Source organism: Providencia sp. PROV188, assembly GCF_027595165.1.
Classification (GTDB): Bacteria; Pseudomonadota; Gammaproteobacteria; order Enterobacterales; family Enterobacteriaceae; genus Providencia; species Providencia lanzhouensis.
On the sequence record NZ_CP097291.1, the window covers coordinates 3,852,477 to 3,878,942 of the forward strand.

Below are 26,466 nucleotides of genomic sequence, written 5' to 3' on the forward strand. Positions count from 1 at the left end.
ATTCACGTTGAAATACCGAATATAGGCGCCCTACAAGCGTCTATATTTATGAATAAAAACAATCAGTAAGGTATTTTTGTACCTCGTGAATGGATTAGATTTGATTATAATCTCTACATATTTTAAACCTGTTTTATTCTGAGTGTGACTTTACTCAGAGCGAAATTTTGGATAGTTTGTCTTGCTGTTTTAGCAGGGGTCTTATCAGACATGGCAGAGAATACAATACAAAAACGTAACAGACGTGATGAGATTTTGCAGGCTCTTGCGTTAATGTTAGAAAGTAGCGATGGCAGCCAGCGTATTACAACGGCAAAACTCGCTGCAACAGTTGGTGTTTCAGAAGCTGCGCTATATCGTCATTTTCCAAGCAAAATGAAGATGTTCGACAGCTTAATTGAATTTATTGAAGATTCACTTGTTTCCCGCATCAACCTGATTTTAACGGACGAAAAAGATACACTTGTCCGAATTAAACTGGTTTTAGCGCTAATTTTAGGTTTCTCAGAGAAAAACCCTGGATTAACGCGTATAATGACGGGTCATGCGCTAATGTTCGAGCAAGATAGGCTGCAAGGGCGCATTAACCAATTATTCGAACGTATCGAATCACAGCTGCGACAAGTATTAAAAGAGAAAAAAATTCGTGATGGACAAGGCTTTATCCATGACGAATCACTATTAGCTTCTCAACTATTAGCCTTCTGTGAAGGTATGCTGTCCCGCTTCGTACGTTCTGAGTTTCGTTACCGTCCAACGGTAGAGTTCGAAGCTCGCTGGCCTTTAATTTTGGCTCAGTTACAATAACCGCTTATTTATACTACTCACCCCGCCCATTATTGGGCGAGGGCTTTTTTTCAATTAAATTCCATACTGCTCACGATACGCTTTCATCGCAGCAAGATGCTGTTGCATATCTTCTTTTTCCGCTAAATATGTAATTAAATCGCTCATTGTGATGATCGAATACACTTTACATCCATAGTCACGTTCCACTTCCTGTACCGCAGAAATTTCACCTTTCCCTTTTTCTTGACGATCTAAACACAGCAACACGCCACTCAACGTTGCTTTCTGCTGTTTGATGATTTCCATCGACTCACGAATTGCCGTACCTGCCGTAATCACATCATCGACAACCACAACACGTCCTTGCAGTGGGCTACCCACTAATGTACCGCCTTCCCCGTGGTCTTTCGCTTCTTTACGATTAAAGCAGTATGGCATATCGATATTGTGATGTTCTGCCAATGCGACTGCGGTTGTGGTCGCAATCGGAATACCTTTATAGGCTGGACCAAAAATCACATCACACTCAATGGCACTTTCTTTTAACGCTTGTGCATAAAAACGACCGACAAGAGCCAAGTCACGCCCTGTATTAAACAGCCCCGCATTAAAGAAATAGGGACTCTTACGACCTGATTTCAGCGTAAACTCACCAAATTTCAGTACCTGTTTTTTCATGGCAAGTTCAATAAAATCGCGCTGATAGGCTTTCATTGGTCATTCTCCTCATTAATTAGTATTGGTCTTTTTTAATTGGAACTACTTTCGCGGTTTATTTGCTGCTGTATTCATAAACTGCGGGCATAAAAAAGGCGACTTTTCAGCCGCCTATTTAATAATAAATCTATTTCAGCGCTTCTCGCTGAGCTTCGAAAATGGTGTCTAGCCCCGTTTTCGCTAATGCTAGAAGAGCTAAAAGCTCTTCATGACTGAACGGTTCGCCTTCTGCGGTACCTTGTACCTCAATCATTCGGCCATCATCCATCATCACGACGTTCATATCCGTTTCTGCAGCAGAATCTTCAACATACTCCAGGTCACACAGCGCTTCTTGATTAACGATACCAACAGACACCGCAGCAACCATGGATTTCAGAGGGCTTTTCGCTAATTTGCCTTGAGCAACCATGTTGTTCAGTGCATCAACCAATGCAACACACGCGCCTGAGATCGCTGCAGTACGTGTACCGCCATCCGCTTGGATAACATCGCAGTCCAACGTAATGGTATGCTCGCCAAGTTTTTTCAGGTCAACCGCCGCACGTAATGAACGTGCGATCAGTCGTTGAATTTCCATAGTACGACCGGTTTGTTTCCCTTTTGCCGCTTCACGTTGGTTACGGGAGTTTGTTGCGCGAGGTAACATACCATATTCTGCGGTTACCCAACCTTGCCCCTGACCTTTTAAGAAACGAGGAACACCCTCTTCAACAGTCGCGTTACATAACACCTTAGTGTCGCCAAACTCAATAAGAACAGAGCCTTCCGCATGCTTTGTATAATTGCGCGTAATTTTTATTGGGCGCATCTGGTCTGCTAATCTACCTGCTGGGCGCATGGTGTTATCTCCGTTATCAACTCAAATTGGCACGTATTATACGTTGTTAATCGGATAATGCCTATCCTGTCATCCGTCATAGCGCTATAATCCTGTTATCTTAATGAATGATAGGAACGAATTATGATCCGTAGTATGACTGCTTTTGCCCGCCGTGATATCAAGGGTGAATGGGGGAATGCGGCTTGGGAGCTGCGTTCCGTAAACCAGCGTTATTTAGAAACCTATATCCGTTTACCCGAGCAATTTCGCAGCTTAGAGCCAGTTATCCGTGAACGCCTTCGTTCCCGTCTAACACGTGGTAAAGTCGAATGTAACCTACGTTTTGACTTAGATAGTGCTCACCGTGGTGAGTTACTGCTCAATGAAGATTTAGCTCGCCAGCTGATTAGCGCAGCGAACTGGGTAAAAAATTACAGCCATGAAGGTGAGATTAATCCGTTAGAAATCTTACGTTGGCCAGGAGTGATGTCCGCGGGTGAACAAGATTTAGACGCGATTAGTGAACAACTAATGGCAGGCTTAGATGAAACTATCGATGCCTTTATCCAAAGCCGTGAAGCAGAAGGTGCAGCGCTGCATAGCCTTATCGAGCAACGTCTGGATGGTGTTTTGGTTGAAGTTGCCAAAGTTCGCCAACATATGCCTGAAATCCTGCAATGGCAACGTGACCGCCTGCAAAGCAAATTAGACGAAGCTCAAATTCAAGTGGATAACAACCGCTTAGAGCAAGAGCTTATTTTGCTGGCTCAGCGTGTTGATGTCGCCGAAGAGTTAGACCGACTAGAAGCTCACGTCAAAGAGACGCGCAATATCCTGAAGAAAAAAGAAGCCAGCGGTCGTCGTCTTGATTTCATGATGCAAGAATTTAACCGTGAATCAAATACTCTTGCCTCTAAATCTATTAATAGTGAAGTGACTAACTCTGCTGTTGAACTCAAAGTGCTGATTGAGCAAATGCGCGAACAGATTCAGAACATCGAATAAAAATCACTTTTCAGAGTAACTTCAAGCCAGCTTATTCACTGAATTTGCTGGCTTTTTTATTAAATCAAACTCAACCTTAACCCGCTTTTGCCATTTCCAACGGTTTCTCACGCTGGTGCTTATAATGGAAAGAGAAGTAGAAGATCACGGCCAATATTACGGTGTAGGACGAGAACACCAGCCAGATTGACTGCCAATCCTTCACGCCATCCACACTAAAGTAGTCAACGACCAATCCGCTCAATATCGCCCCAAAATAGGCACCCACACCATTCACCATGGTCATAAACAATCCTTGAGCACTAGCACGCATACGGTGGTCTACTTCCTGCTCAATAAAAATAGAACCGGAAATATTAAAGAAATCGAACGCACAGCCATACACAATCATCGACATAATTAAGAACATCAAACCGATAGTCGATGGGTCACCGAAGGCAAAGAAACCGAATCGCAATGTCCATGCCAACATACTGAGCAGCATGACGGTTTTAATACCATAACGCTTTAAAAAGAATGGGATAGCGAGAATAAACGCCACTTCCGCCATTTGGGAAACTGACAGCAAAATCGACGGATACTGAACAATCAAACTGTCTTGATACAGCGGATTACGCGCAAAATCATGCAAGAACGGGCTACCAAACGTATTGGTAATTTGCAGAACCGCACCCAGTAGCATCGCAAACAGAAAAAATACCGCCATAATCGGCTTTTTGAACAACACCAAGGCATCTAACCCAAGCTTGCTCATCCAACTGGTGGTGATAGCCTGCTTATTTACCGCCATTTTTGGTAATGTCAGGGAATACATCGCGAGCAGCAACGAGCAACTTCCCGCCACATACAGCTGCATACTGCTCAACTCAAATTTCAGTAAGCTAATACTCCACATCGCTGCAATAAACCCTACGGTACCAAAGACACGAATTGGCGGGAAATTGGCAACAGAGTCTAGCTGATACTGACTTAGCGATGAGTAGCTAATGGTGTTCGACAAGGCGATAGTCGGCATAAACGCCATTGCATTGATTAGCATTGCCCAGAACATCACTGAAGGATCCGCCACCGTCGCAGCGTAAAACAACGAACCGGCACAAATAATATGGCAAAGCATATACAGACGGTTTGCAGGGATATATTTATCCGCAATGATGCCGATTAATCCGGGCATCAAAATAGCGGCAATCCCTTTCGAGCTGTACACCATACCGACTTCAGCCCCTGAAAAATCCAAGGTTTTCATCATGTAGGCACCCAATGTCACCAGCCAACTTCCCCAAACAAAATATTGCAGAAAAAGCATGACCTTTAAACGAGACTTAATATTCATACTAGGCTCCGTTTGGAGTGAATTTGGCGGGTAACATTCTCAGCTCGGCGATAACGCCCCAAAGGAAAACCGCTCCCGCACTGTCTTTCTATTAATTTGATAAAAAGCTTAATTTGATAAAAAGCTTAACTTGATAAAAAGTTAGAAGCGTTCAATCACACCCGTCACTAATTTTAAGAAGGTTGCCTTCACTTTTTCTGCCGTTTCAATCACTTCATCATGGCTTAAAGGCTGTTCTAAAATGCCGCATGCCATGTTGGTCAGGCAGGAGATACCGACTGTTTTAATCTGAGAATGGTGAGCCACCAGCGCTTCAGGTACTGTCGACATACCCACAGCATCAGCCCCGAGAGTTCTGATCATACGAATTTCGGCTGGCGTTTCATAAGTTGGACCCGTCCACCATGCGTACACGCCTTGGCGCAGAGACACACCTTGCTCCTTCGCGACATCCAAAATCGTTTGGCGCAGCTCTTTGTTGTACACTTCGCTGACATCAAGGAAACGTACGCCCAGCTCTGGATTATTTGGCCCCATTAATGGGTTATTCGCCGTTAGGTTAATATGATCAGTGATAACCATCAGATCGCCCGGGTTAAAGTCCGTATTCACCGCACCGCAGGCGTTGGTAATGATCAATTTTTCCACACCCAGCGCTTTCATTAAACGCACAGGGAACGTCACTTGATCCAGAGAAAAACCTTCGTAATAGTGGAAACGACCTTTCATCGCCACCACAGTTTTGCCTGCAATCGTCCCGATCACTAACTCGTTCGCGTGACCTACTGCCTCAGACTTCGCAAAATGGGGTACTTCGCTATAAGGAATATGCACCGCATTTTCTAACGTATCAGCAAATGGGCCTAATCCAGACCCTAAAATGATCCCAACAGTAGGCTTCATATCCGTACGAGATTGGATAAAACTTAAGCTTTCTAAGATATCTTTGGTGTTGTGCATAATGCGCTCCGCAATCAAATCAAATAAAGAAGATGATTAGGATAATAACGAAATTAGAAAATCTAACAGCGATCTTAATCTCATTTTGAGAAAATGTTGATAAACATGATATCTGTTAAAGTACTCGCCATGTGAATCTGTTAATCTTGAATGATTAGCTTTATAGCTGGATATTCCACTAGCGAAAATAGGAGGGGAACAATTGTTACACCGTTTATTGAACGAATTTCGCACATCCAAAAATTCCAAAACGCAAAAACTCAAAACGCTGTATCGACTGATCCTTAACCACGGACCAATCCGGGCGGAGGCGCTAACCTCCCTCGCGAATATGAAACCCGCGACCTGTGCTAGGCTCCTCGATGAACTGAGCAAATGCCAATTACTCTCCACTTCAGAACTTGGGGAATCAACAGGAGGACGCAAACCCATTTTGTACAGCGTCAATCCAGCTGATGGCTATTTAATTGGCATTGAGATGAGTGATATCTACTCTACGATTGTTCTGCAAAATCTGAAGTTAGACATTCTTGGCAAAGTCAAAATCAAGTATGAGCACCTCGAAACCGCCGAAAATATGCTCGACCATCTATTGGACAACGTCGATGACCTACTTGCTGAGCATCAGTTAGATACTCAAAAAATACTGGGTATCGGCATTGCCATCGACCATATTTTAGAACGCGATAAAGTGCCTTACTCTGACTACAGCGCACGAATTCAGGCGTTATATCAATACATTACCCAGCGTGTTCCCTGCTTTGTTCTGCTAGGAAGTGGCATCAGCTTCGCGGCCTTTGCGGAGTACCGTTTACGCTACGCCTCTGATAGCCAACGGTTCTTACTCACCACTTGCGACACCGACATTCGCAGCTCGACCATTATCAATAACCAATATGCCCCAACGCCGATAAGCACCGCTCAAGCTTTTGGACACACGACTATCGATATCAATGGTCAGCGTTGTGAGTGCGGCTCGTTTGGCTGTTTAAAACAGTACAGTTCATTGCACGCCATTAAGTCTCGCGTGATTCAGCATTTAAGACTTGGCAAACCCTCGGTCATTAACCAACTCGTCAAATCTGAAGATGAAATTAACTATCACACGATTTTTCAGGCGCTTGCCCAAAATGATGAGGTGTGTCTTAAAGCCTTAGAAGAAGCTGCTTATTACTACGGTATCGCGATTGCCAACGCGGTATTAATTACTCAAGCGGATGTGGTGGTTTGCGGCGGAACACTCACGCCAAAAAACCATTTCTTTGAGATGACCAAAAAATCCATTGAGCAAAAACTGTCGATTTTCCCGCATATCAAACCGCGTATTTACCCAGCTAATGATTCTTATGAAATCGTCGCTCAAGGTGCAGGTGGGATGGTGATGGAAAGCTATCTATCTGAATGACGACGGATACAAATAAAAAATGCCCCAACCTGTGGGGCATTTTCATTATAAATCACCGCTGACTATTTTAATCTTAGTCATTACCAAACAGATCGCGGGTATAGACTTTATCCGCCACATCATCCAGTTCAGGCACCATACGGTTTGCCAAGATAATATCGCTTTCCGCTTTAAATGCGTCTAAATCACGGATAACTTTCGAGCGGAAGAATTCATCGTCTTTCAGTACTGGCTCGTAAACCACCACTTCAATGCCTTTCGCTTTAATACGCTTCATCACACCCTGCACCGCAGAGGCACGGAAGTTATCGGAGCCCGCTTTCATCACTAAGCGATACACACCGACTTTACGTGGTGCTTTAGCGATAATCGCATCCGAGATAAAGTCTTTACGCGTGCGGTTAGATTCGACAATCGCGTTAATTAGGTTGTTCGGTACATCGTCGTAGTTCGCCAGTAACTGCTTGGTGTCTTTTGGTAAGCAGTAACCGCCGTAACCGAAGGATGGGTTATTGTAGTGGCTGCCGATACGCGGGTCTAAAGAAACCCCTTCGATGATTTGACGCGCATTCAAACCACGGCTTTCTGCGTAAGTGTCTAATTCGTTGAAGTATGCCACACGCATAGCTAAAAAGGTGTTGGCGAACAGTTTAACCGCTTCGGCTTCAGTCCCGTCAGTAAACAGCACCGGTACATCTTTCTTAATCGCGCCTTCTAACAGTAAGTCAGCGAAAATCTGTGCACGTTCAGAACGTTCTCCCACCACGATACGGGACGGGTACAGGTTATCCCATAGCGCGCGACCTTCACGTAAGAATTCTGGGGAGAAAATCACGTTGGTGTAACCGAACTCTTTACGCAGACGCTCTGTAAAGCCCACTGGAATAGTAGATTTGACGATAATGGTCGCTTCCGGGTTCAGTTTGTTCACATCATGAATGACGGATTCCACTGAATTGGTGTTGAAGTAGTTCGTTTTTGGGTCGTAGTCTGTCGGGGTCGCCACAATCACGTATTGCGCGCCTGTATAGGCTTCGACTTTATCTTCGGTTGCACGGAAATTGAGTTGTTTTTCCGTTAGAAACTGTTCGATTTCGGTATCGATAATCGGGGATTGCTTATTGTTAAGCATCGCCACTTTTTCAGGAATGATATCGACCGCCACCACTTCGTGGTGTTGGGACAGTAACATGGCGTTAGACAGACCGACGTAGCCGGTACCTGCGATTGCTATTTTCAAACTTGCCTCTCAAATCCTTCTGCGGATATTTCAGGTGGTAAACTATATTGATGGTAAATCGTATTGATGACCGATATTAACGGTGATAATACGACTTGTACCAATCAACAAACGCCTGAACACCCTGTTCAATAGAAACTTGTGGGCGATAACCGGTGACGTTAAACAGGTCTTCGGTGTCTGCCCATGTCGTGTAAACATCTCCCGCTTGCATCGGTAAGAAGTTCTTAATGGCTTCTTTTCCTAACGCATTTTCCAATGCAGAAATAAAATCAATCAGCTTCACAGGCTGTCCATTACCAATATTATAAATCCGGTAAGGTGCGCTGCTTTGCGCTGGCGAATCTGAGCGATTTTGCGGGTCTGCTTGCGGGATTATATCTGAAACGCGAATAACACCTTCGACAATATCATCAATGAAAGTGAAATCACGGCTCAGATCGCCGTTATTATAAACATCGATAGGTTCACCCGCTAAGATAGCCTTGGTGAATTTAAACAGCGCCATATCAGGGCGTCCCCACGGACCATACACGGTGAAAAAGCGTAAGCCTGTCGTCGGGAGCTGATAAAGATGCGAATAAGAGTGCGCCATTAACTCATTGGCTTTTTTGGTCGCGGCATATAACGAAATAGGGTGATCGGTGGACATGTCGGTAGTGAATGGCATTTTATCGGTCACGCCATACACTGAACTCGAAGAGGCATACACCAAGTGTTTCACTTTCGCTTGGCGGCAACCTTCTAAAATCGCCAAATGCCCATTCAGGTTACTGTCAGCATAGGCAAATGGGTTTTGTAATGAGTAACGCACCCCTGCCTGTGCGGCAAGATGGATAACGCGGTCGAAATTCTCTTGAGTACACAACACCAGCACTTTTTCGCGGTCAGTGATATCAAGATGAATAAACCGGAACTGCGGATATTGTTCAAGTATATGCAGTCGAGACTGTTTCAATCCCTGATCATAATAGGCATTCATATTATCGATACCGATAACTTCATGCCCACTTTCTAATAGTCTTTGACACAATCTAAAACCAATAAACCCGGCACTTCCCGTGACCAAATATTTCATATTCGTTATCTTCTTACGTTATTAAATGATGGTTTATCAACATTCTAGCACTAATTAGAGATAAACTACTTGGTCTCATCTTTATTGGCGACACCGAGCACATGATAAACATAGTGGCGATAACCATCGAGTAACTGCTTATCTTCACAGTCATTCAGTTTACCGTCGCATAAATGGCGCATCTTAATATTCGCTTCATAGAACGGCGAAACTTTCAAATTTGCGCGTTCCAATAACATTCCACCAAGGAATGAAATGTCCGTTAACTCACCTGTTTTAATTGCGGTACCCGCTTTGAGATTATCTCTTAGGGTAAACTGTGTCGCATAAGCAGGAGACGATAATGTGGACTTATATTTGTCCAAACTGATCCCCGGTTGATGGTCACCAAAATAGAGGAACATCAGTGGGCGCTGACGCTTTTCCATAAACGAAACGAAATCACGAATGGCCGCATCAGAATGGACGATTTTTTCCATATAATGGCTAAATTCGCCTGCGGAATCTTTATTATCTAGCTTATCTTTAATTCCATAGTCATCACTGTGACCTTCTTTATAAGGTCCGTGTTCATACATGGTTAATGCAAAAATAAAGACGGGCTTGTCCGTTTCTGTTGCCAAAATTTCTTTTACGTACTTCAGCATATCTTCCGTGCTGATCGTCCATAAATTATCTTGCAACTTGCCTGGATAACCTAACTCTTGAGGCTGAATGATACGGTCAACGCCCATCGTTTCATAAGCGTGACCAGAATGATAAGCCCCTTTATTAAACGGTGTCAGGACGACCGTATAATAACCGTTGGCTTTCATCTCTTTAAATAAGCTGTTATTTAAATGATCGACCACAAAATAGAACACACCGCTTTTTTGTGCTCCGAAATCATCGCTATTTAACCCCGTTAATGCAGAAAACTCAGATAACCATGTTCCACCACCGAAGGTTTGTACGCGCATCGGACTATGTGCAATCATATTGGCATCTTGCTGAAACATAAATAACTCTGGCAGTTTAGTCCCTGCAGGTAAATCATAAACTTTTGGATCAACCGTGGATTCTTGTAACAACAGCAGAATGTCAGGCTTTTCGGTTTGTTCATTCTTCGCCAAAGAAACATTCGCCGCTTTTTGTTCAAAATAGCTCGCATCACCCACAAAATGCGGTGATTTGTATTTCGCATTCTGTGCAGACATCACCAAGTTAGTCACTGTACCACGACCTTTCGGCAACATTTGTGACCATTTATCAAAGTAATGCGTACTTGCCCAATCCGCCCCAAAGTAACCAACGATAACCATGAGCACACTAACCACACGTGATATCTTGCGTTTACATGGTGTCGATAAGCGCCAACTGATCACACCGTTGATGATAAGCAGAATAAATAACGCAAGTACCGCCACGCCCGCCAACCAATAGTGACCTAATGTCCCTAAGTTGGAGGTATCCGTCATCAAATTAATATCAGTGAAGAAAAGTTGCTCTTTATAATAGTGAACTTTTAACTGATTAAAGATTTTGATGATAATAAACAGGGTACTCGTAATAATTGCAGAGAAAACCCAACGAGCAGTGACTGTAAATAAAACACCGAATATGACAGCATAAACACAAATGGAAATCAGACCAGGATAGATAACGCCACTTTTTTCAAAGACTAAAAACAGCGAGCCAATAAAAATCAGCGCCAGATAAATACTCGCAATTAGTTTTTTATTCATTTGACTTCCACAATTCACAAAAAGGTATCAAGGTTAACAAAACTGCCAACATTATAATGGCGAAAACCCTACAATTTATTCAACAAAAATGCCTTTATCTCGTAAATAATGCCCATCTTCTTTACGACGAGTAAAGCCACTTTTATCAAAGAACTCGAGAATTTGAATCGCAAGTTTACGACCAATACCCAGTTCATTACGAAAATCAGCGGCAAAAATCACCTCGTGATCAGCACAATGACGTGAAATAATTTGGGCAAATTGGCGGATCTGTTCGCTGCTATAATACCTATCGCGCACAATCGCTACGATCATCCCCATTTGTGCAGCTTTTTTCAGTATACGGCGAATAGTATCTTCATCGTGACCTGTTTCTACGGCAATATCGCGTACCCAACGAGCTTCAGGATGCGAGAACAGCCCTTCCACTTGTTGCCAAATACCTTGCTGCTTGGCATCAAACACTAACCCATGCTGCGGCATATGCAACCAGCCACGAGTCTGCTTAATCACCCCCTCGGCAATCAAATCATTAATCAATTTGAATACCAAGGTTTCATCCATCGTAGGCAGCGCCATTCGTTTCAATCGCGCTTTACCGACACCAATCTGGTCGCTATGAACTTCATTGAAGTTTTCGAGGGATTGAGTCAACTTGTCCTTGGCAACCTGCGCTTTAAACGCAGAAAGTACGACATCGCCGACACGAACAATATCAACTTGTTCCAACAAGGAATCTAATGCCGACTGAGTTAACTGGCGCGACCAACCGTAACTGTTTAAGTCTAGCTCACCGCTGGGTAACTGTAGGTTAAGCTGCGCCAGCTCATCATCCGTTGCACATAAACGGGATAGCCAATCGAGAAACTCAGGTTGTCTCTTACCACGACGCGGAGACACTAAGCGGATCACTCGCGCACCAGCAAGGGTTTGCCGCGCACTAATATCGCGAATAATTAATCTGTCATTATCCACCAGCCACAGTGGCGTATCTAAAATCAGCTCTGCCAACATTGGTGTTTCGCCCGATTCTGTCAGCAAAGAGACTCGCCCTGTAATGTGACTTGCACCGTGGTATAAATGCACGGGTTGCCAATGTTTAAGTGGCGCATCACAAGTCAGTTCCACTATCACCCGAGAGGCGATAAAAGCAGGTTGCTCGGCCAGCAGCCAATCACCACGGGTTATCGACTCTTTATCGATATTCCCCGTTAAGTTAAGCGCGACGCGATCCCCTGCTTGAGCAAACTCAGCCACTTGGTTTTGGCGATGAATCCCACGAATACGGACTGGAGTATCCGCCCCCGTCACCCATAAGGATTCACCCACATTCACTTTACCCGCTAGCGCCGTTCCTGTGACTACAATCCCCGCCCCTTTCACATGGAAAATACGGTCGATGGCTAAACGAAAGCGCTGTTGCAGGTTAGTAGAAGAATTATGTTGTTGGTGTAGTTGCTGTAAGTATTGACGCAGTGCATCAATGCCCAGCCCTGTACTTGCTGAAGTGATAAATAGTGGCGCATTCAACCAGCCTTGGCGACGCAGTTCCGCGTGAACCTGCTGAGTGACCTCTGCCACTCTCGACTCATCAACACGGTCGGCTTTGGTTAAAATCACCGAGACATCTTGGCAACCCGCAAGTCGTAAAATCGACAAATGCTCAAGGGTTTGCGCCATTATTCCATCGTCGCACGCCACCACCAGTAGGGCATGATTAACCCCACCGATCCCCGCCAACATGTTCGCGAGAAATTTTTCATGTCCGGGAACATCAATAAAACCGATTGAGCTACCGTCAGATTGCGGCCAATACGCATAGCCAAGGTCGATGGTCATTCCGCGTTTCTTCTCTTCTGGAAGATGCGCGGTGTTCACGCCTGTCAGCGCTTGAATTAACGATGTTTTACCATGGTCAACATGACCGGCTGTCGCAAAAATCATGACAATAACGCCTGCACTAACTCGTGTTCATCCTCAAGACAACGTAGGTCTAGCCACAATTTGCCCTCTTTTAAACGTCCGATCACAGGCTGAGGTAATTGACGCCAACGGTTGGCAAGACGCTCTAAATTACCGCCTTTTCCATCAAGAGGCGCGAATGTAATCGCATAGCTGGGTAATCGGTCAACAGGAAGAGAGCCGCTACCAATTTGTGATAAACAAGGCTCAGTCTCGACAAAGAAACGATCCCCATAATAAGCTTGCAGCTTCACGAGGATATTTTCGGCACTCTGCCTAATTTCTTCTTGGGAACGTGTTAACCAACGTAATGTCGGCAGTTCAGTGGTAAGTTTTTCAGGGGTTAAATAGAGTTTTAGCGTCGCTTCTAACGCAGCTAGCACCATTTTATCTACGCGAAGGGCTCGTTTTAAGGGGTGTTTTTGAATGGCATCAATCCATTTTTTCTTACCGAGAATGATCCCCGCTTGAGGTCCTCCCAGAAGTTTGTCTCCAGAAATAGAGACTAAATCAATGCCTTGAGATAAATACGCTTGTGGCATCGGCTCCGCAGGTAATCCATATGCAGTCATATCAATCATTGACCCACTGCCTAAATCAATCGCCGTTGGTAATTGGTATTTTTGCCCTAAAACAGCTAGCTCTTCCCCTTCAACTTCCGCGGTAAAGCCTTCAATACTGTAGTTACTGGTATGCACCTTCATTAACAACCCAGTTTGGTCATTAATGGCATTTTCATAATCCCGTAAATGGGTTCGGTTCGTGGTACCCACTTCAACCAATTTACAGCCTGCCTGAGCCATCACATCGGGAACGCGGAATGCGCCCCCAATTTCCACCAGCTCACCGCGAGAGACAATCACCTCGCGCTGCGGAGCTACCGTGGCTAATAACAGTAAAACCGCCGCCGCATTGTTATTCACAATACAGGCATCTTCTGCCCCTGTTAGTTGGCACAGTAAGTCAGCAATAGCACGGTCACGATGCCCTCGCGTTGCACCATCAAGAGAATATTCTAAAGTGACTGGCGAGCTCATCACTTGCGAGACCGCATGGATGGCGGTGTTGGACATCACCGCACGTCCTAGATTGGTGTGCAACACAGTCCCAGTCAAATTAAAGACGTTTTTTAACGCACTGTATTGCAATTTATCATGGCGAACAGAAAGTTCTGCTAACCAATCACCGTGCCAATCCGGTAAGCATCCGTCTTGTGCGATAGATGCTCGCGCTTGTTCCTGCATTTCACGAAGACATTCCGTGACCCAATGCAGACCCGATTTCTCTACCAACACCTGCGCTTCATCGAATTGCAAAAGCTTATCGATGGCTGGTAGCTGGCGGTATAGCGCGACATTTGATTCATCCATAGTCACTCTTCTCTTTCTTACTGTGCAGCTAACAGATTATTTTTCGCCAGGGAATAAGAACGGGTTAATGCTGCTACGAGCAAAACCTTCTTCTTCCATACGTGCATCTAAAATGATCGAAGCTAAATCATCCGCTACCGCTTCCACTTTGGCTTCTTTCTCTTGGTATAAGACTTTCAGATAGCTACCACAGTCACCGCAACTTTCTGCTTTCACTGCCGCATTTTCATCATCCAGAGACCAGTAATTCAGGTCACGAGTTTGTTCGCAGTTACTGCATTTCACACGAACCATGTGCCACTCTGTTTCACACAGTGTGCAGTGCAAATAGCGTAAGCCTTGGCTAGTCCCAATTTGTACAATGCTAGAAACAGGCATGCTGTTGCACACTGGGCAGTAATGACGGTGATCTCCGTGTTCTGCGCGAGCTTTACCTGGAATATTGGCGGCCATTTGTGCCCAATAGACAGACAATGCCGCCCAAATGAACATAGATTTATCCGCAGGGACTTTTTCAAACTGTTCGTTTAACAGCGCAGTTGCCATCTCTTCGAGTTCAGCTTCTGATGCTTTTTCTAAGTTTTCCAAGGCAGTACGGACAGAATCTGGCACGATCGGCATCAATTCGGCGATGATTGAACGTAATAATTTGTGCCAGTGATCCGTGCGTGGGAATGTTTTTGCATCTAATGGTGCAGTATTCGTTGCCATTGAACGCGCTAAAACCGCTTCCATATCCATCTCTAATGGATTGTCATGTTGCGCATTATTTTGTGCCGTTGCCACTTCCGCAGCGAAGTTCAGATAATCTGCAAAAGGATGTTCACCAACGCCTAACTCTTTTAATCTTTCTGCACGACGTTGATAAAGGCTTTTTAAATTCGGGAATAAAACAGGCGGAATAAAGCCGATGCCTTTCTCTTTTAATCTCTCTTGACCTAATTCTTCTTTCGGGACGATACGAATACCCATTGCTCTCTCTCTTTTATATTTTTTATAACAACTTACTCCGAGAAATTGCCTATTCGCATTTCCCCGCAAGCCTCTAAGAAAATATTCGATTAACCAGCAAGTCTTGCCGTTTTACCCGTCAGGATAAAACAAAAGTCGCTGATAGGCTACTCTAGCCCTCCGAATATTCACCGTTGTTAACCCTGGTTTGTATGTGGAAATAACAAATTGGTATTAGGGCATTTTTATTTGATATAACTACTGTTATTTCCATGATGTTAATCCAATTGGCACATATAATAGTGTGCTCTCTATCCGCATCATAAAGGGCAACAATATGACGTCATTATTTCACTTCGAAGCGAAGTCTCACACACCCTTCTTTTTATTGCTTGCCTTTATTGGCGGATTTGTCGATGCCTGCTCATTTGTCATCTTTGAGGTATTTACTGGCCATCTGACGGGAAATAGCATTTTAAGTATGATTTACCTCGCCAAAATGAATATTGGCATGTTGCTACTCTCTGCAATTTCCATATTAGGATTTTTTGCAGGAACATTTTTGGGTTCTTGGATTCGGCTCAAGCATAGCGCAATCGTGTTATACCGCTTTGTTCTAGGTCTGGTATTTTTAATATTTAGTGGTGTTTTCACTATTTATTTTTTCATCCAGCCTTTGTATTCACCTGATTTAGCCATTTTGCTGATCAGCTTATCAATGGGAATTCAAAATGGTTATTTTAATAAGGCAGGAACAGTTGGGATCCACTCCACCTATGTCACCGGCATGACCACATCCTGCATTAATGCCTTTTTGAAAAATGTGCCCGGGGACAGTAGCAAAAAAGTTTTACTCTTGGCTGTACTCTCTTTTATTACGGGGGGATTAGCGGGCGGGGTTTTATCGGTGAATTACCAATATGTCGGGTTTTCTGCCGTATTAGTTCTCTTGGGATGTGCGCTAATTTACAGCTTCACAATCCGTGATTAGCACTATCTATTTTAGTGATAAAAAAAGCCCACAACCAATGTTGTGGGCTTGATTCATCGAGACAAAAACACTTAGTTTTTCTCTTGCTGCTCTTGTTGCTGTTTCTCTTTAGCAACTAGCTCGCGGTACCAACGTGGGTGGTGCTTTCTCGCCCAACCACGTGTTACCCAACCTTCAACCATCGCACGCACAGAGCCTTTGACCCAAATTGCCGCATACGCATGCACAACAATCATCAGGATCAAGCCAATGGCTGACAGCGAGTGAATAAGAATCGCTGCACGGTACACTGGGATTGGGAAATAGTCCGCGAAGAATGGGCGCCACATAATCACGCCAGTGACAACCAATGCCAGTAAGCAGATAGTGACCACCCAATACACCCCTTTCTGACCGAGGTTATATTGGCCTACGTCGCCAGCTTCTTCGTTTTTCAGTACCTTACCGATATTTTTCCCCCACTTGATATCTTCTTTATTAATGAAGTTATGGTGGAAATAACGGAAGAACATAAAGACGAACAGCAAGAACATCGCCGTACCCACAAATGGATGCAAAATTCGAGACAGTTGTGGCGTGCCTAAAATGTTCATAAACCAGTTCAGCGATGGGAAGAAAAAGCCCAGCCCGCTGATAGCCGTGAACAAGAAGCAAATCACAACCGCCCAGTGATTGATCCTTTCAATCGGTTTGTGGCGAATAATTTTGTCGTTATCATCTGGCATCATTTCTGATCCTCCCCGTCTTTTGATTTCGAAGTGTCAGACGACATTGCGTTATGCAAATCTTCTAGAGCCTCTTCTTCATCTTTCTTGGAGACGCGGTTTGGACCAATTCCCACATAGTGGAAAATTGCCGCCGCAAATGTTGCCGCAAAACCAACCGCAGCAATCGGCTTCCAGATACCTTTCCAGAAGGTAACTGTTGGGCTGATGGTCGGGTTTTCTGGTAATCCGTGATACAACTGCGGCTTATCTGCATGGTGCAATACATACATAACGTGCGTACCGCCCACACCTTGTGGATCGTATAAACCTGCGTTTGCATAACCACGAGTTTTCAGCTCTTCAACACGCTCGCCAGCCATGCCAATCATGTCTTCTTTGCTACCAAAATGAATAGCGCCAGTTGGACATGTTTTCACACAAGCAGGCTCTTGACCGACTTCAACACGGTCGACACACAGCGTACATTTGTATGCGCGGTTGTCTTCTTTGTTGATGCGTGGCACGTTGAACGGGCAACCCGCGATACAGTAACCACAACCGATACAGTGTTCAGATTGGAAATCCACGATACCGTTTTTATACTGGACGATTGCGCCTTCTGATGGGCATGCTTTCAGGCAGCCCGGATCAGCACAGTGCATACAGCCATCTTTACGGATCAGCCATTCAAATTTATCGTTCTCTTCCACTTCAGAGAAGCGCATTACTGTCCATGACTTAGCGGTTAAATCCGTTGGGTTGTCATACACCCCAACGTTTGTTCCGATTTTGTCGCGGATATCGTTCCATTCGGAACACGCAACCTGACACGCTTTACAGCCGATACAGGTTGTGACGTCAATCAGCTTTGCAACTTCTTCCTTATAGTCCCGCACCTGAGGTGCGGGCGTCAGGGAATTGGTGGCCGAGCGACGAATAATGTCCTGAGATTGCATTGACATAATTTATCTCCTTACACCTTTTCCACGTTGACAAGGAATGATTTAAATTCCGGCGTCTGAGTATTCGCATCACCCACATATGGCGTTAATGTGTTGGTGATAAAGCCCTTCACTGCAACACCTTCAAAGCCCCAGTGAATTGGAATACCGATGGTATCGATGTCTTTTCCATCCACTTGCAGGGTTTTAATGCGTTTAGTGACCACGGCTTTCGCTTTGATGTAACCACGTTTAGAACTGACCTTAACCGTATCGCCTTGCTCGATGCCTTTTTCTTTCGCTAAACGTTCACCAATTTCAATGAACTGTTGAGGTTGGATAATGGCATTTAACAGCGCATGCTTCGTCCAATAGTGGAAGTGCTCAGTTAAGCGGTAAGTGGTACCCACGTATGGGAACTCAGTCGCTTTACCCATTTGCGCCCAGTCGTCTTTAAACACACGAGCAGCAGGGTTTGACACCACATTTGGATGCAGCGGGTTAGTATCCAGCGGCGTTTCGATTGGTTCGTAATGCTCTGGGAATGGACCTTCTGCCATCTTATCCAGTGCAAATAAACGACCCATACCTTCAGGCTGCATGATAAATGGACCGACACCGCTTCCTGGGGCTGCAGTGCTGTAGTCTGGAATATCCATACCTACCCACTTGCTACCATTCCACTCAAGGATTTGGCGCTTCGGATCCCATGGTTTACCCATTGGGTCAGCCGACGCACGGTTATAAATCACGCGGCGGTTCAGTGGCCATGCCCATGCCCAACCTAATGTGTTACCCAGACCCGTTGGGTCGGAGTTATCACGGTTAGCCATTTGGTTACCTTTCGGCGTCCAGCTACCAGAGAAGATCCAGCAACCACTAGCCGTCGTACCGTCATCACGTAATTGCGCAAACGAACTAAGCAGTTCGCCTTTTTTCACAATCACGTTGCCGTCAGCATCTTTCAGGTCTTCTAATGCGTAACCGTTGCTTTCTTGAGCCACTTCTTCCGGCGTTGGATTATCGCGGTCGAGGTAATCCCAAGTCATGCTCAGAACCTGTTCAGGTACTGCGCCGCCTTCAGTTTCATACATTTGACGCAGGCGATGGTAGATACCTGACAGGATTTCACCATCACTGATAGCTTCACCTGGGGCGTCTGCACCTTTCCAGTGCCACTGTAACCAACGTGCTGAGTTAACAATTGAACCGTTTTCTTCAGCGAAACAGCAAGATGGCAGACGGAACACGGTGGTTTGAATCTCTTCCGGTTTCACATCGTTCATTTCGCCGTGATTTTGCCAGAAGTTTGCAGTTTCTGTGTTCAGCGGGTCGATAGTAATTAAGAACTTCAGCTTAGAAAGCGATTTCGAGACTTTGTTCTTGTTCGGGAATGAGGCTAATGGGTTAAAGCCTTGGCAGATATAGCCGTTAACTTCGCCCTTATCCATCATTTCAAAATAACGTAGAACGTCGTAGCCCTGATCCCACTTAGGTAACAGGTCGAAGCCCCAGTTATTCTCTTTCTGCGCTTTATCGCCATAGAAAGTCTTCATTAAACTGACGAAGAATTTAGGGTAGTTGCCCCAATAGTTCACCTGACCAGCAACGGTCGCTTTTGGTGTATTCGCCGCTAAATAGCTTTCTAAGGTTGTTTGTTTTTCTGATGGTAATGTCAGGTAACCCGGTAAGCTCTGAGATAACAGACCTAAGTCAGTCAGACCTTGGATGTTGGAGTGTCCACGCAGTGCGTTCACACCACCACCTAACATACCCATGTTACCAAGCAGTAACTGGATCATCGCCATGGTACGAATGTTCTGCGCACCAACGGTATGTTGAGTCCAACCCAGCGCATATAAGAAGGACGCTGTTTTGTCTTTCGCGCTAGTTTCTGCAATGTATTCGCAGACTTGTAAGAAGTCTTTGATTGGCGTACCACAGATGTTGTTAACCACTTCTGGGGTATAACGGCTCACGTGCTCTTTCAATAGGTTCAGAACACAACGTGGATTTTTCAGAGTCGGATCGCGCAGCGCTAAGCCGTTCTCATCCATCTCGTAGTTCCACGTGGTTTTGTCGTATTGACGTTTTTCTGCATCGTAACCGGTGAACAGACCGTCATCAAAACCGAAGTCTTCACGGATAACTAAGCTGGCGTTGGTGTACGCCTCAACGTATTCACGTTGAATTTTTTCGTTATCCAGCAAGTATTTGATAACACCTGACAGGAAGGCAATATCGGTACCTGAACGGATAGGCGTGTAAAAATCCGCCACAGCCGCAGTACGGGTAAAGCGTGGATCGATAACGATTAATTTTGCTTTATTGTGGATTTTCGCTTCCATCGCCCAGCGGAAACCGACTGGATGCGCTTCTGCCGCATTACCGCCCATAACGACGATCAGGTTTGCGTTTTTAATGTCAACCCAGTGGTTGGTCATCGCACCGCGACCAAATGTTGGAGCAAGACTTGCTACCGTTGGTCCGTGTCAGACACGCGCTTGGTTATCCACGGCAAGCATGCCGAGGGCGCGACTAAATTTTTGGGTTACAAAACCTGTTTCGTTACTTGCCGCTGATGCACACAGCATACCGGTGGTTAACCAACGATTGACCGTTACACCATCTTTATTCTGTTTAATGAAGTTTGCATCACGGTCTTCTTTCATTAACTTGGCGATGCGGTCAAACGCGTCGTTCCAAGTGATGCGTTTCCATTCATTAGTGCCTGGTTCGCGAACTTCTGGATACTTGAGTCGACTCTCACTGTGGATAAAGTCGATTAATCCTGCACCTTTAGGACAAAGTGCACCACGGTTTACCGGATGATCCGGGTCCCCTTCGATATGAAAAATGCTTTCTTTCGCATTCTTCGCGCCATCACCTAGGCTGTACATTAACAGCCCACAGCCGACAGAACAGTAGGTACAGGTATTTCGAGTCTCTTTTGCACGCAGTAGTTTATACTGGCGTGTAGAGGCTAATGCAGTTGCTGGAGCAAAACCCAGCGCTGCTGCCGTTGTACCTGCCATACCGCCAGCGCAGATCTTAAAGAACTGCCTTCTGCTGACTTGCATGGGGGATCTCCTCATATACATTGCTCATGTTTACCTAACTTCGTCACAAAATTTGAGGTAAACTGTTCTTATTCAACGTCTTCCTTACGTATTCAGGTTCATTGCCTGATGAATGGTGTAAATTCTTTTTACCCATATCGAATATTATGTATCATTAGTGATAGGAATTCATCTAATGTATGAAACAAATACTACAAATAACCCTAAATTATCTAAAATGATCGGCGTTCAATCCACAATCGTGCAACAAAAAAATAACCTCGGTTCACTGGTTAATGATTTCGTTGCGGAGGAAGTCCCTGTCGCTCTCGTTTATAACGGGATATCTCATGTGGTAATGATGGCGACACCCAAAGATCTGGAAGATTTTGCTGTCGGATTTTCATTATCAGAAGGGATAATACAATCCCGTGATGAAATTCGCGGAATTGATATTGCGCAAGGTTGTCACCGAGGCATTGAAGTTCATATTGAGTTATCAAGCCGCCGTTTTATGGCGCTCAAAGAGCGTCGTCGTAATCTGACTGGGCGAACTGGCTGCGGTATTTGTGGTACAGAACAGCTCGATGAGATATTTAAGCCTATCACTCCGCTGCCATTCACTCAAACATTCTCATTATCTTATCTCGATAACGCTCTACAAGAATTGAAGACAGTTCAAGAAATTGGCGCATTAACTGGTTGTACTCATGCAGCTGCGTGGATCTCTCCTGAAGGTCGCTTAGTGGGCGGATGTGAAGATGTGGGTCGCCATGTCGCGCTAGACAAGCTACTGGGAATGAAAAGCCGTTCTGATTGGCAGCAAGGGGCTATTTTAGTGTCTAGTCGCGCAAGTTATGAGATGGTACAAAAAGCCGCAAGCTGCGGTGCGGAAATTCTATTTGCGGTTTCAGCCGCAACATCATTGGCGATTGAAGTCGCCGAAAAAGCCAATTTAACGCTGGTCGGTTTCTGCCGCCAAGGTAAAGCCACCGTGTTTACCCATCCGAGCCGGGTGATAGACTAACCAGTATTCACTCACCGCCTAAATGAATTTACATGCAATGTCTGTGGGCTAGAACCATTTTCCCGATGTCAGGAAAATGGTTTTTTATTTATCTTAATCACTTACCAATACAGAAACTCGAGAAAATACGCCCTAACAAATCATCGGAGGTAAACTCACCGGTGATTTCGCTCAGTTCTTGCTGAGCTAAGCGTAACTCTTCAGCCAGCAGCTCACCGGAGCGAGCGTTCACTAACTGGTCATAGCCTTGTGCAAGGTGGGTTGCGGCATTGTTCAATGCTTGTAAGTGGCGACGACGGGCAAGGAAACCACCTTCTGTGTTGCTATTGAAGCCCATGGTTTCTTTGAGGTGATCACGCAGCAAATCGATGCCTTTTTCTTCACGAGCAGATAAACGGATCAGTGGGTAACGGGCATCAGCAACAAATTCTACAGATTCCCCTGTTTTATCTGCTTTATTACGAATAACCGTAACTGGTAATGTTTCTGGCAAGCGAGCCATAAATTCAGGCCAAATTTCTTGTGGCTCCGTAGCATCTGTCGTGGTGCTATCTACCATAAATAGCACACGGTCGGCTTGTTCAATCTCTTTCCATGCGCGTTCAATACCGATACGTTCAACTTCATCGCTGGCTTCACGTAAACCGGCGGTATCAATAATATGCAGCGGCATACCATCAATATGAATGTGTTCACGTAGGACGTCACGGGTAGTCCCCGCAATATCCGTCACAATCGCCGCTTCACGCCCCGCTAACGCATTCAATAAGCTAGATTTACCCGCATTTGGACGACCAGCAATCACCACTTTCATGCCTTCGCGCAGCAAACTCCCTTGACGAGCCTGTGAACGGACATCTTCTAAATCCGCTACCACTTCGTTTAATTTAGCTTCAATTTTACCGTCAGATAGGAAATCAATTTCTTCATCCGGAAAATCAATCGCCGCTTCCACATAGATGCGCAAGTGAGTAAGCGCTTCCACTAACTGGTGGATGTGGGATGAAAAAGCCCCTTGTAAAGAGTTCATCGCGGAGCGTGCCGCTTGTTCTGAACTCGCATCAATCAGGTCGGCAATCGCTTCGGCTTGCGCCAAGTCGAGTTTGTCATTTAAAAATGCACGCTCAGAAAATTCCCCCGGATTGGCAATACGGATATTGGCAATGGTCAGAATTCTTCTGAGTAATAAATCGAGAATAACAGGACCACCATGCCCTTGTAGTTCAAGAACATCTTCCCCAGTGAAAGAGTTAGGTCCCGGGAAATAAATAGCAATCCCTTGGTCAAGAACAGAGCCATCTGCATCACGAAATGGCAGATAATCGGCATAGCGCGGCTTCGGTAACTTTCCGAGTACTGTTTCAGCAACAAGGGCTGCTTGCGGGCCGGATACACGTAAAATTCCAACCCCACCACGACCGGGAGCGGTTGCCTGTGCGACGATAGTATCGTTGATTTGCATGATGTTTCTCTGTCTATGACTAAAAAAATTGAGGCGACCCTAAATGGATCGCCTCAATGTTACTATAGAATCTGGCTTTGTGAAGCCCTCTAAACTCGATTGGAATTTAGATTATTTCTTCGCTTTCTTATCACGGCTATGTAAGCCACGTTTTTCCAGACCACGGTAAATAACCTGCTGCTGGATAATGGTGACTAAGTTGCTCACGATATAGTACAGAACCAGACCTGATGGGAACCACAGGAAGAACACGGTAAATACGACTGGCATGTAAGTCATGATCTTCTGCTGCATTGGGTCAGTCACGGTAGTTGGTGACATCTTCTGAATAACAAACATCGTCACACCCATCAGCACTGGCAGGATGTAGTACGGGTCTTGTGCAGACAAGTCTTGGATCCAACCAAAGAACGGTGCATGACGCAGTTCAACAGAACCCATCAACATGTAGTACAACGCAAGGAAGATTGGCATTTGAATCAGCAGCGGTAAACAACCACCCAGTGGGTTTACTTTTTCTGATTTGTACAGAGCCATCATTTCTTGGCTCATGCGTTGTTTATCGTCACCAATACGCTCACGCATTGCAGCCAGTTTAGGTTGCAGTAAACGCATTTTCGCCATTGAGGTGTACTGCGCTTTAGTCAGCGGGTACATAATACCACGGACGATAAAGGTGATAACGATGATGGCAATACCCCAGTTACCAACGAAACCGTGAATGAATTTCAACAGTTTGAACAGTGGCTGAGAGATAAACCATAACCAACCGTAATCTACGGTTAAGTCTAAATGAGGAGCAACTTCCGCCATTTCTGACTGAATTTCAGGACCAATCCACAGTGTAGAAGAGTAGGTCGCAGCACCATTTGATGCGATGGTCAGAGGTTCACTCTTATAACCAACGATGGCTGATTTCTTATCGAGATCAATGGTGTAGAAAGTGCTTTGCTCAGAAGAAGCTGGGATCCACGCAGTTGCAAAGTATTGTTGCAGCATCGCGACCCAACCACCTTTGGTTGTCAGGCTTAAGTTTTTATCTTCGATGTCACTGAAACTATATTTTTTATAGTTATTTTCATCAGAAGAGTAAGCCGCACCGCGGTAGGTATGTAGAGCAAAGTTACTGCTGCCAGTGTCACGTTGTTCTGGTAAAGCGATGGTTTGCTTTAATTGTCCGAAGAACGCAAGTGTTAAAGGCTGTGCAGTTGGGTTTTGAATGTTGTATTCAACATCAACAGTGTATTTGCCACGCTTCAGAATGTACGTCTTCTGATAAACCACACCGTTATTATCGGTGAAGGACATCGGAATACGTAATTCGTCTTGACCATCTTTTAACTCAAAGCTTGCTGCATCTGAAGTATAAAGAGGGCGCTGACCATTGTTATTCGCTGGGTTGTCTGGACCATGAGGACCGATCAGACCACTTTGAGCCTGATAAACAAAACCTGGTGTGGTTTCCAATAAACGGAATGGGTTTGGTGAATTCAGGGTTGCTGGATAGGCTAACAGGTCAGCCTCATCGATATCACCACCACGAGTATTGATACGAATATCAAGTACGTCGGTTTTAACGGCAATAAGCTTACCTTGTTCACTACCTGTGACCGCTTGACCATCATTGCTTGCACTGCTCGGCATGTCCGTCTTTTGCTGAGAAACTTGAACAGCCTTGGTTTCCTGAGCAACTTTATCGCTCTCCCAAGCCTGCCAAACTAAGAACGACACGAACAACAAAGCGATGAGTAGAAGATTGCGTTGGGAATCCATCGTTATAATTCTCTATTATCATCAGTTTTTCTAGGTGGGACAGGATCATCTCCACCAGCGTGTAAAGGGTGGCATTTTAATACGCGTTTGGCAGTTAACCAACTACCTTTTAGCATACCAAACCTGCGCAATGCCTCAATTCCGTAATTAGAGCATGTGGGATTGAAACGACAACGAGGTCCTAACAACGGACTAATAGCCAGTTGGTAACCTCTGATCAGCATGATCAGGACTTTTGAGCCAAGCGACGGTGACGACGCCATAACTTATCCAATGATTCCGTAATCTGTTGATTGTCGAGATCGGCTACCCCTCTGCGAACCAGAACCACAAAGTCCATTGAAGGCAACTCATGTTGATGCAAACGAAAATATTCACGGGCTAATCGTTTGATACGATTACGCTCATGAGCACGTTTAACATTTTTTTTGGCGATGGTAAGACCGATGCGGGGATGCCCCAGCTCGTTAAGGCGACCAAGGATTGTTATCTCTGGGGAACTCGCCCTCTGCGGCTGCTTGAAGACATTGTCGAAATGCCTGGGAGTTAACAAACGTAACTCCCGGGTAAAAGCGAGCGTAACCACTATAGAGGGCTAGCTTTATTACTTAGATGAAACGGTCAGACGAGCGCGGCCTTTAGCACGACGGCGAGCCAGAACCTGACGACCATTTTTAGTGGCCATACGAGCACGGAAACCGTGTGAACGGTTGCGCTTCAGTACGGACGGTTGAAAAGTGCGTTTCATAACGATTTCTACCTAACTTTAAAATTTATTACTGATTCAGTAAACGCGTTGGCAACCAGTGGAAACTGATTTACACCTGTGCCTCTATCGCAACAATATAGAAAGAGGCAGGATTGTAATAAAACATAGGGGGTCACGTCAATAAAATGACGTAATCAAACCACTTTTTATTTAAACCTGGCTGACCGGTTTGCCGATATGTGCCGTGACAAGCTACGTATGGAACTCATTTATGCTACCTTTTAGGCAAGTCTAACAGTTTAACTTTCAATCAACTCAAGCGTTTATTGACGTTACCCATAAAACCATGCTGCCTAAATTCATCATAAAAAGTGACATTCGCAGTGTACACAGGGAGGAAGATTATACGGACTCCTCCCTAAAGCGCAAGGATCTTAGCG

23 protein-coding genes are annotated in these 26,466 nt (G+C 45.0%); 5 read left to right on the plus strand and 18 right to left on the minus strand.

Annotated features, from left to right (window positions below; all coding sequences use genetic code 11):
- Window positions 1-210 precede the first annotated feature (210 nt).
- Window positions 211-807: a nucleoid occlusion factor SlmA gene (gene slmA, locus M5X66_RS17805; RefSeq protein WP_036950718.1), complete on the plus strand. Its 597-nt coding sequence runs from the start codon at window positions 211-213 to the stop codon at window positions 805-807.
- 54 nt (window positions 808-861) lie between these two features.
- On the opposite strand, the gene pyrE is transcribed toward slmA, so the two are convergent.
- Together pyrE and rph are read right to left on the minus strand one after the other, a co-directional pair.
- Window positions 862-1,503 (minus strand): orotate phosphoribosyltransferase, encoded by a 642-nt coding sequence (gene pyrE / locus M5X66_RS17810; protein WP_108479136.1) that lies wholly within the window; start codon window positions 1,501-1,503, stop codon window positions 862-864.
- A 130-nt stretch (window positions 1,504-1,633) separates the two neighbouring features.
- Window positions 1,634-2,347, minus strand: a complete 714-nt coding sequence (gene rph, locus M5X66_RS17815; protein ID WP_036950714.1) for a ribonuclease PH — start codon at window positions 2,345-2,347, stop codon at window positions 1,634-1,636.
- Window positions 2,348-2,470: 123 nt separating this feature from the next.
- Here rph and M5X66_RS17820 point away from each other — a divergent pair, with 123 nt between their 5' ends.
- Window positions 2,471-3,334, plus strand: a complete 864-nt coding sequence (locus M5X66_RS17820; RefSeq protein WP_036950712.1) for a YicC/YloC family endoribonuclease — start codon at window positions 2,471-2,473, stop codon at window positions 3,332-3,334.
- A 76-nt stretch (window positions 3,335-3,410) separates the two neighbouring features.
- Here M5X66_RS17820 and M5X66_RS17825 read toward each other — a convergent pair whose 3' ends face one another.
- A complete protein-coding gene (locus M5X66_RS17825) occupies window positions 3,411-4,667 on the minus strand; it encodes a nucleoside permease (RefSeq protein WP_036950710.1) in 1,257 nt (418 codons plus the stop codon).
- 141 nt (window positions 4,668-4,808) lie between these two features.
- Window positions 4,809-5,627, minus strand: a complete 819-nt coding sequence (locus tag M5X66_RS17830) for a purine-nucleoside phosphorylase (protein WP_036950708.1) — start codon at window positions 5,625-5,627, stop codon at window positions 4,809-4,811.
- A 202-nt stretch (window positions 5,628-5,829) separates the two neighbouring features.
- On the opposite strand from M5X66_RS17830, the gene M5X66_RS17835 reads away from it, so the two are divergent.
- Window positions 5,830-7,032: an ROK family protein gene (locus M5X66_RS17835; RefSeq protein ID WP_036950706.1), complete on the plus strand. Its 1,203-nt coding sequence runs from the start codon at window positions 5,830-5,832 to the stop codon at window positions 7,030-7,032.
- A gap of 73 nt (window positions 7,033-7,105) precedes the next feature.
- Here the strand turns inward: M5X66_RS17835 and M5X66_RS17840 are convergent, their stop codons facing one another.
- From M5X66_RS17840 to fdhE, 6 genes are all read right to left on the minus strand, one after another.
- A complete protein-coding gene (locus M5X66_RS17840) occupies window positions 7,106-8,272 on the minus strand; it encodes a nucleotide sugar dehydrogenase (protein ID WP_270103778.1) in 1,167 nt (388 codons plus the stop codon).
- Between the two features lie 76 nt (window positions 8,273-8,348).
- The gene (locus tag M5X66_RS17845; RefSeq protein WP_036950702.1) at window positions 8,349-9,350 is read right to left on the minus strand and encodes an NAD-dependent epimerase; all 1,002 of its coding nucleotides are present in this window, start codon (window positions 9,348-9,350) and stop codon (window positions 8,349-8,351) included.
- 65 nt (window positions 9,351-9,415) lie between these two features.
- Window positions 9,416-11,074: an LTA synthase family protein gene (locus tag M5X66_RS17850; RefSeq protein ID WP_036950700.1), complete on the minus strand. Its 1,659-nt coding sequence runs from the start codon at window positions 11,072-11,074 to the stop codon at window positions 9,416-9,418.
- A gap of 75 nt (window positions 11,075-11,149) precedes the next feature.
- Window positions 11,150-13,018, minus strand: a complete 1,869-nt coding sequence (gene selB, locus M5X66_RS17855; RefSeq protein WP_108479133.1) for a selenocysteine-specific translation elongation factor — start codon at window positions 13,016-13,018, stop codon at window positions 11,150-11,152.
- Complete coding sequence (gene selA, locus M5X66_RS17860) at window positions 13,015-14,406, minus strand: L-seryl-tRNA(Sec) selenium transferase (RefSeq protein ID WP_270103779.1); 1,392 nt, start codon at window positions 14,404-14,406, stop codon at window positions 13,015-13,017. Before selA ends, selB begins: the two co-directional genes overlap by 4 nt.
- Before the next feature lie 36 nt (window positions 14,407-14,442).
- Window positions 14,443-15,378 carry a formate dehydrogenase accessory protein FdhE gene (gene fdhE, locus M5X66_RS17865; protein WP_036950693.1) on the minus strand — a complete coding sequence of 312 codons (936 nt, stop codon included), beginning with the start codon at window positions 15,376-15,378 and terminating at the stop codon, window positions 14,443-14,445.
- 316 nt (window positions 15,379-15,694) lie between these two features.
- Between fdhE and M5X66_RS17870 the strand changes: the two genes are divergently transcribed.
- A complete protein-coding gene (locus M5X66_RS17870) occupies window positions 15,695-16,348 on the plus strand; it encodes a YoaK family protein (RefSeq protein ID WP_036950690.1) in 654 nt (217 codons plus the stop codon).
- 71 nt (window positions 16,349-16,419) lie between these two features.
- Here M5X66_RS17870 and fdoI read toward each other — a convergent pair whose 3' ends face one another.
- The 3 genes from fdoI to fdnG are packed head-to-tail and all read right to left on the minus strand — an operon-like array spanning window position 16,420 to window position 21,076.
- Window positions 16,420-17,076 (minus strand): formate dehydrogenase cytochrome b556 subunit, encoded by a 657-nt coding sequence (gene fdoI / locus M5X66_RS17875; RefSeq protein WP_036950687.1) that lies wholly within the window; start codon window positions 17,074-17,076, stop codon window positions 16,420-16,422.
- On the minus strand, window positions 17,073-18,017 hold the full coding sequence (gene fdxH / locus M5X66_RS17880; RefSeq protein ID WP_270103781.1) for a formate dehydrogenase subunit beta: 945 nt from the start codon (window positions 18,015-18,017) through the stop codon (window positions 17,073-17,075). Before fdxH ends, fdoI begins: the two co-directional genes overlap by 4 nt.
- 11 nt (window positions 18,018-18,028) lie before the next feature.
- Complete coding sequence (fdnG, locus tag M5X66_RS17885) at window positions 18,029-21,076, minus strand: formate dehydrogenase-N subunit alpha (protein ID WP_080684239.1); 3,048 nt, start codon at window positions 21,074-21,076, stop codon at window positions 18,029-18,031.
- Window positions 21,077-21,251: 175 nt separating this feature from the next.
- Between fdnG and fdhD the strand changes: the two genes are divergently transcribed.
- On the plus strand, window positions 21,252-22,082 hold the full coding sequence (gene fdhD / locus M5X66_RS17890; protein ID WP_036950679.1) for a formate dehydrogenase accessory sulfurtransferase FdhD: 831 nt from the start codon (window positions 21,252-21,254) through the stop codon (window positions 22,080-22,082).
- Between the two features lie 97 nt (window positions 22,083-22,179).
- On the opposite strand, the gene mnmE is transcribed toward fdhD, so the two are convergent.
- The 5 genes from mnmE to rpmH form a co-directional block, all read right to left on the minus strand.
- Window positions 22,180-23,544, minus strand: coding sequence for a tRNA uridine-5-carboxymethylaminomethyl(34) synthesis GTPase MnmE (gene mnmE / locus M5X66_RS17895; protein WP_036950677.1), 1,365 nt, complete (start codon window positions 23,542-23,544; stop codon window positions 22,180-22,182).
- 111 nt (window positions 23,545-23,655) lie between these two features.
- Window positions 23,656-25,317: a membrane protein insertase YidC gene (gene yidC / locus M5X66_RS17900; protein ID WP_036950675.1), complete on the minus strand. Its 1,662-nt coding sequence runs from the start codon at window positions 25,315-25,317 to the stop codon at window positions 23,656-23,658.
- A gap of 2 nt (window positions 25,318-25,319) precedes the next feature.
- Window positions 25,320-25,580 carry a membrane protein insertion efficiency factor YidD gene (gene yidD, locus M5X66_RS17905; protein WP_006660611.1) on the minus strand — a complete coding sequence of 87 codons (261 nt, stop codon included), beginning with the start codon at window positions 25,578-25,580 and terminating at the stop codon, window positions 25,320-25,322.
- Window positions 25,544-25,903 (minus strand): ribonuclease P protein component, encoded by a 360-nt coding sequence (gene rnpA / locus M5X66_RS17910; protein WP_006660612.1) that lies wholly within the window; start codon window positions 25,901-25,903, stop codon window positions 25,544-25,546. Before rnpA ends, yidD begins: the two co-directional genes overlap by 37 nt.
- 18 nt (window positions 25,904-25,921) lie before the next feature.
- Window positions 25,922-26,065, minus strand: coding sequence for a 50S ribosomal protein L34 (gene rpmH, locus M5X66_RS17915; RefSeq protein ID WP_004906236.1), 144 nt, complete (start codon window positions 26,063-26,065; stop codon window positions 25,922-25,924).
- Between the last annotated feature and the right edge of the window lie 401 nt (window positions 26,066-26,466).

What these genes read in the sequence shown, in the direction of transcription:
- fdoI (WP_036950687.1), bottom strand. Translation starts at nt 17,076, where the DNA reads ATGATGCCAGATGATAACGACAAAATTATTCGCCACAAACCGATTGAA.
- yidD (WP_006660611.1), bottom strand. Translation starts at nt 25,580, where the DNA reads ATGGCGTCGTCACCGTCGCTTGGCTCAAAAGTCCTGATCATGCTGATC.
- M5X66_RS17825 (WP_036950710.1), bottom strand. Translation starts at nt 4,667, where the DNA reads ATGAATATTAAGTCTCGTTTAAAGGTCATGCTTTTTCTGCAATATTTT.
- M5X66_RS17870 (WP_036950690.1), top strand. Translation starts at nt 15,695, where the DNA reads ATGACGTCATTATTTCACTTCGAAGCGAAGTCTCACACACCCTTCTTT.
- M5X66_RS17850 (WP_036950700.1), bottom strand. Translation starts at nt 11,074, where the DNA reads ATGAATAAAAAACTAATTGCGAGTATTTATCTGGCGCTGATTTTTATT.
- M5X66_RS17845 (WP_036950702.1), bottom strand. Translation starts at nt 9,350, where the DNA reads ATGAAATATTTGGTCACGGGAAGTGCCGGGTTTATTGGTTTTAGATTG.
- M5X66_RS17830 (WP_036950708.1), bottom strand. Translation starts at nt 5,627, where the DNA reads ATGCACAACACCAAAGATATCTTAGAAAGCTTAAGTTTTATCCAATCT.
- M5X66_RS17820 (WP_036950712.1), top strand. Translation starts at nt 2,471, where the DNA reads ATGATCCGTAGTATGACTGCTTTTGCCCGCCGTGATATCAAGGGTGAA.
- rpmH (WP_004906236.1), bottom strand. Translation starts at nt 26,065, where the DNA reads ATGAAACGCACTTTTCAACCGTCCGTACTGAAGCGCAACCGTTCACAC.
- yidC (WP_036950675.1), bottom strand. Translation starts at nt 25,317, where the DNA reads ATGGATTCCCAACGCAATCTTCTACTCATCGCTTTGTTGTTCGTGTCG.
- pyrE (WP_108479136.1), bottom strand. Translation starts at nt 1,503, where the DNA reads ATGAAAGCCTATCAGCGCGATTTTATTGAACTTGCCATGAAAAAACAG.
- slmA (WP_036950718.1), top strand. Translation starts at nt 211, where the DNA reads ATGGCAGAGAATACAATACAAAAACGTAACAGACGTGATGAGATTTTG.
- rph (WP_036950714.1), bottom strand. Translation starts at nt 2,347, where the DNA reads ATGCGCCCAGCAGGTAGATTAGCAGACCAGATGCGCCCAATAAAAATT.
- selB (WP_108479133.1), bottom strand. Translation starts at nt 13,018, where the DNA reads ATGATTTTTGCGACAGCCGGTCATGTTGACCATGGTAAAACATCGTTA.
- fdhD (WP_036950679.1), top strand. Translation starts at nt 21,252, where the DNA reads ATGTATGAAACAAATACTACAAATAACCCTAAATTATCTAAAATGATC.
- fdxH (WP_270103781.1), bottom strand. Translation starts at nt 18,017, where the DNA reads ATGTCAATGCAATCTCAGGACATTATTCGTCGCTCGGCCACCAATTCC.
- mnmE (WP_036950677.1), bottom strand. Translation starts at nt 23,544, where the DNA reads ATGCAAATCAACGATACTATCGTCGCACAGGCAACCGCTCCCGGTCGT.
- fdhE (WP_036950693.1), bottom strand. Translation starts at nt 15,378, where the DNA reads ATGGGTATTCGTATCGTCCCGAAAGAAGAATTAGGTCAAGAGAGATTA.
- selA (WP_270103779.1), bottom strand. Translation starts at nt 14,406, where the DNA reads ATGGATGAATCAAATGTCGCGCTATACCGCCAGCTACCAGCCATCGAT.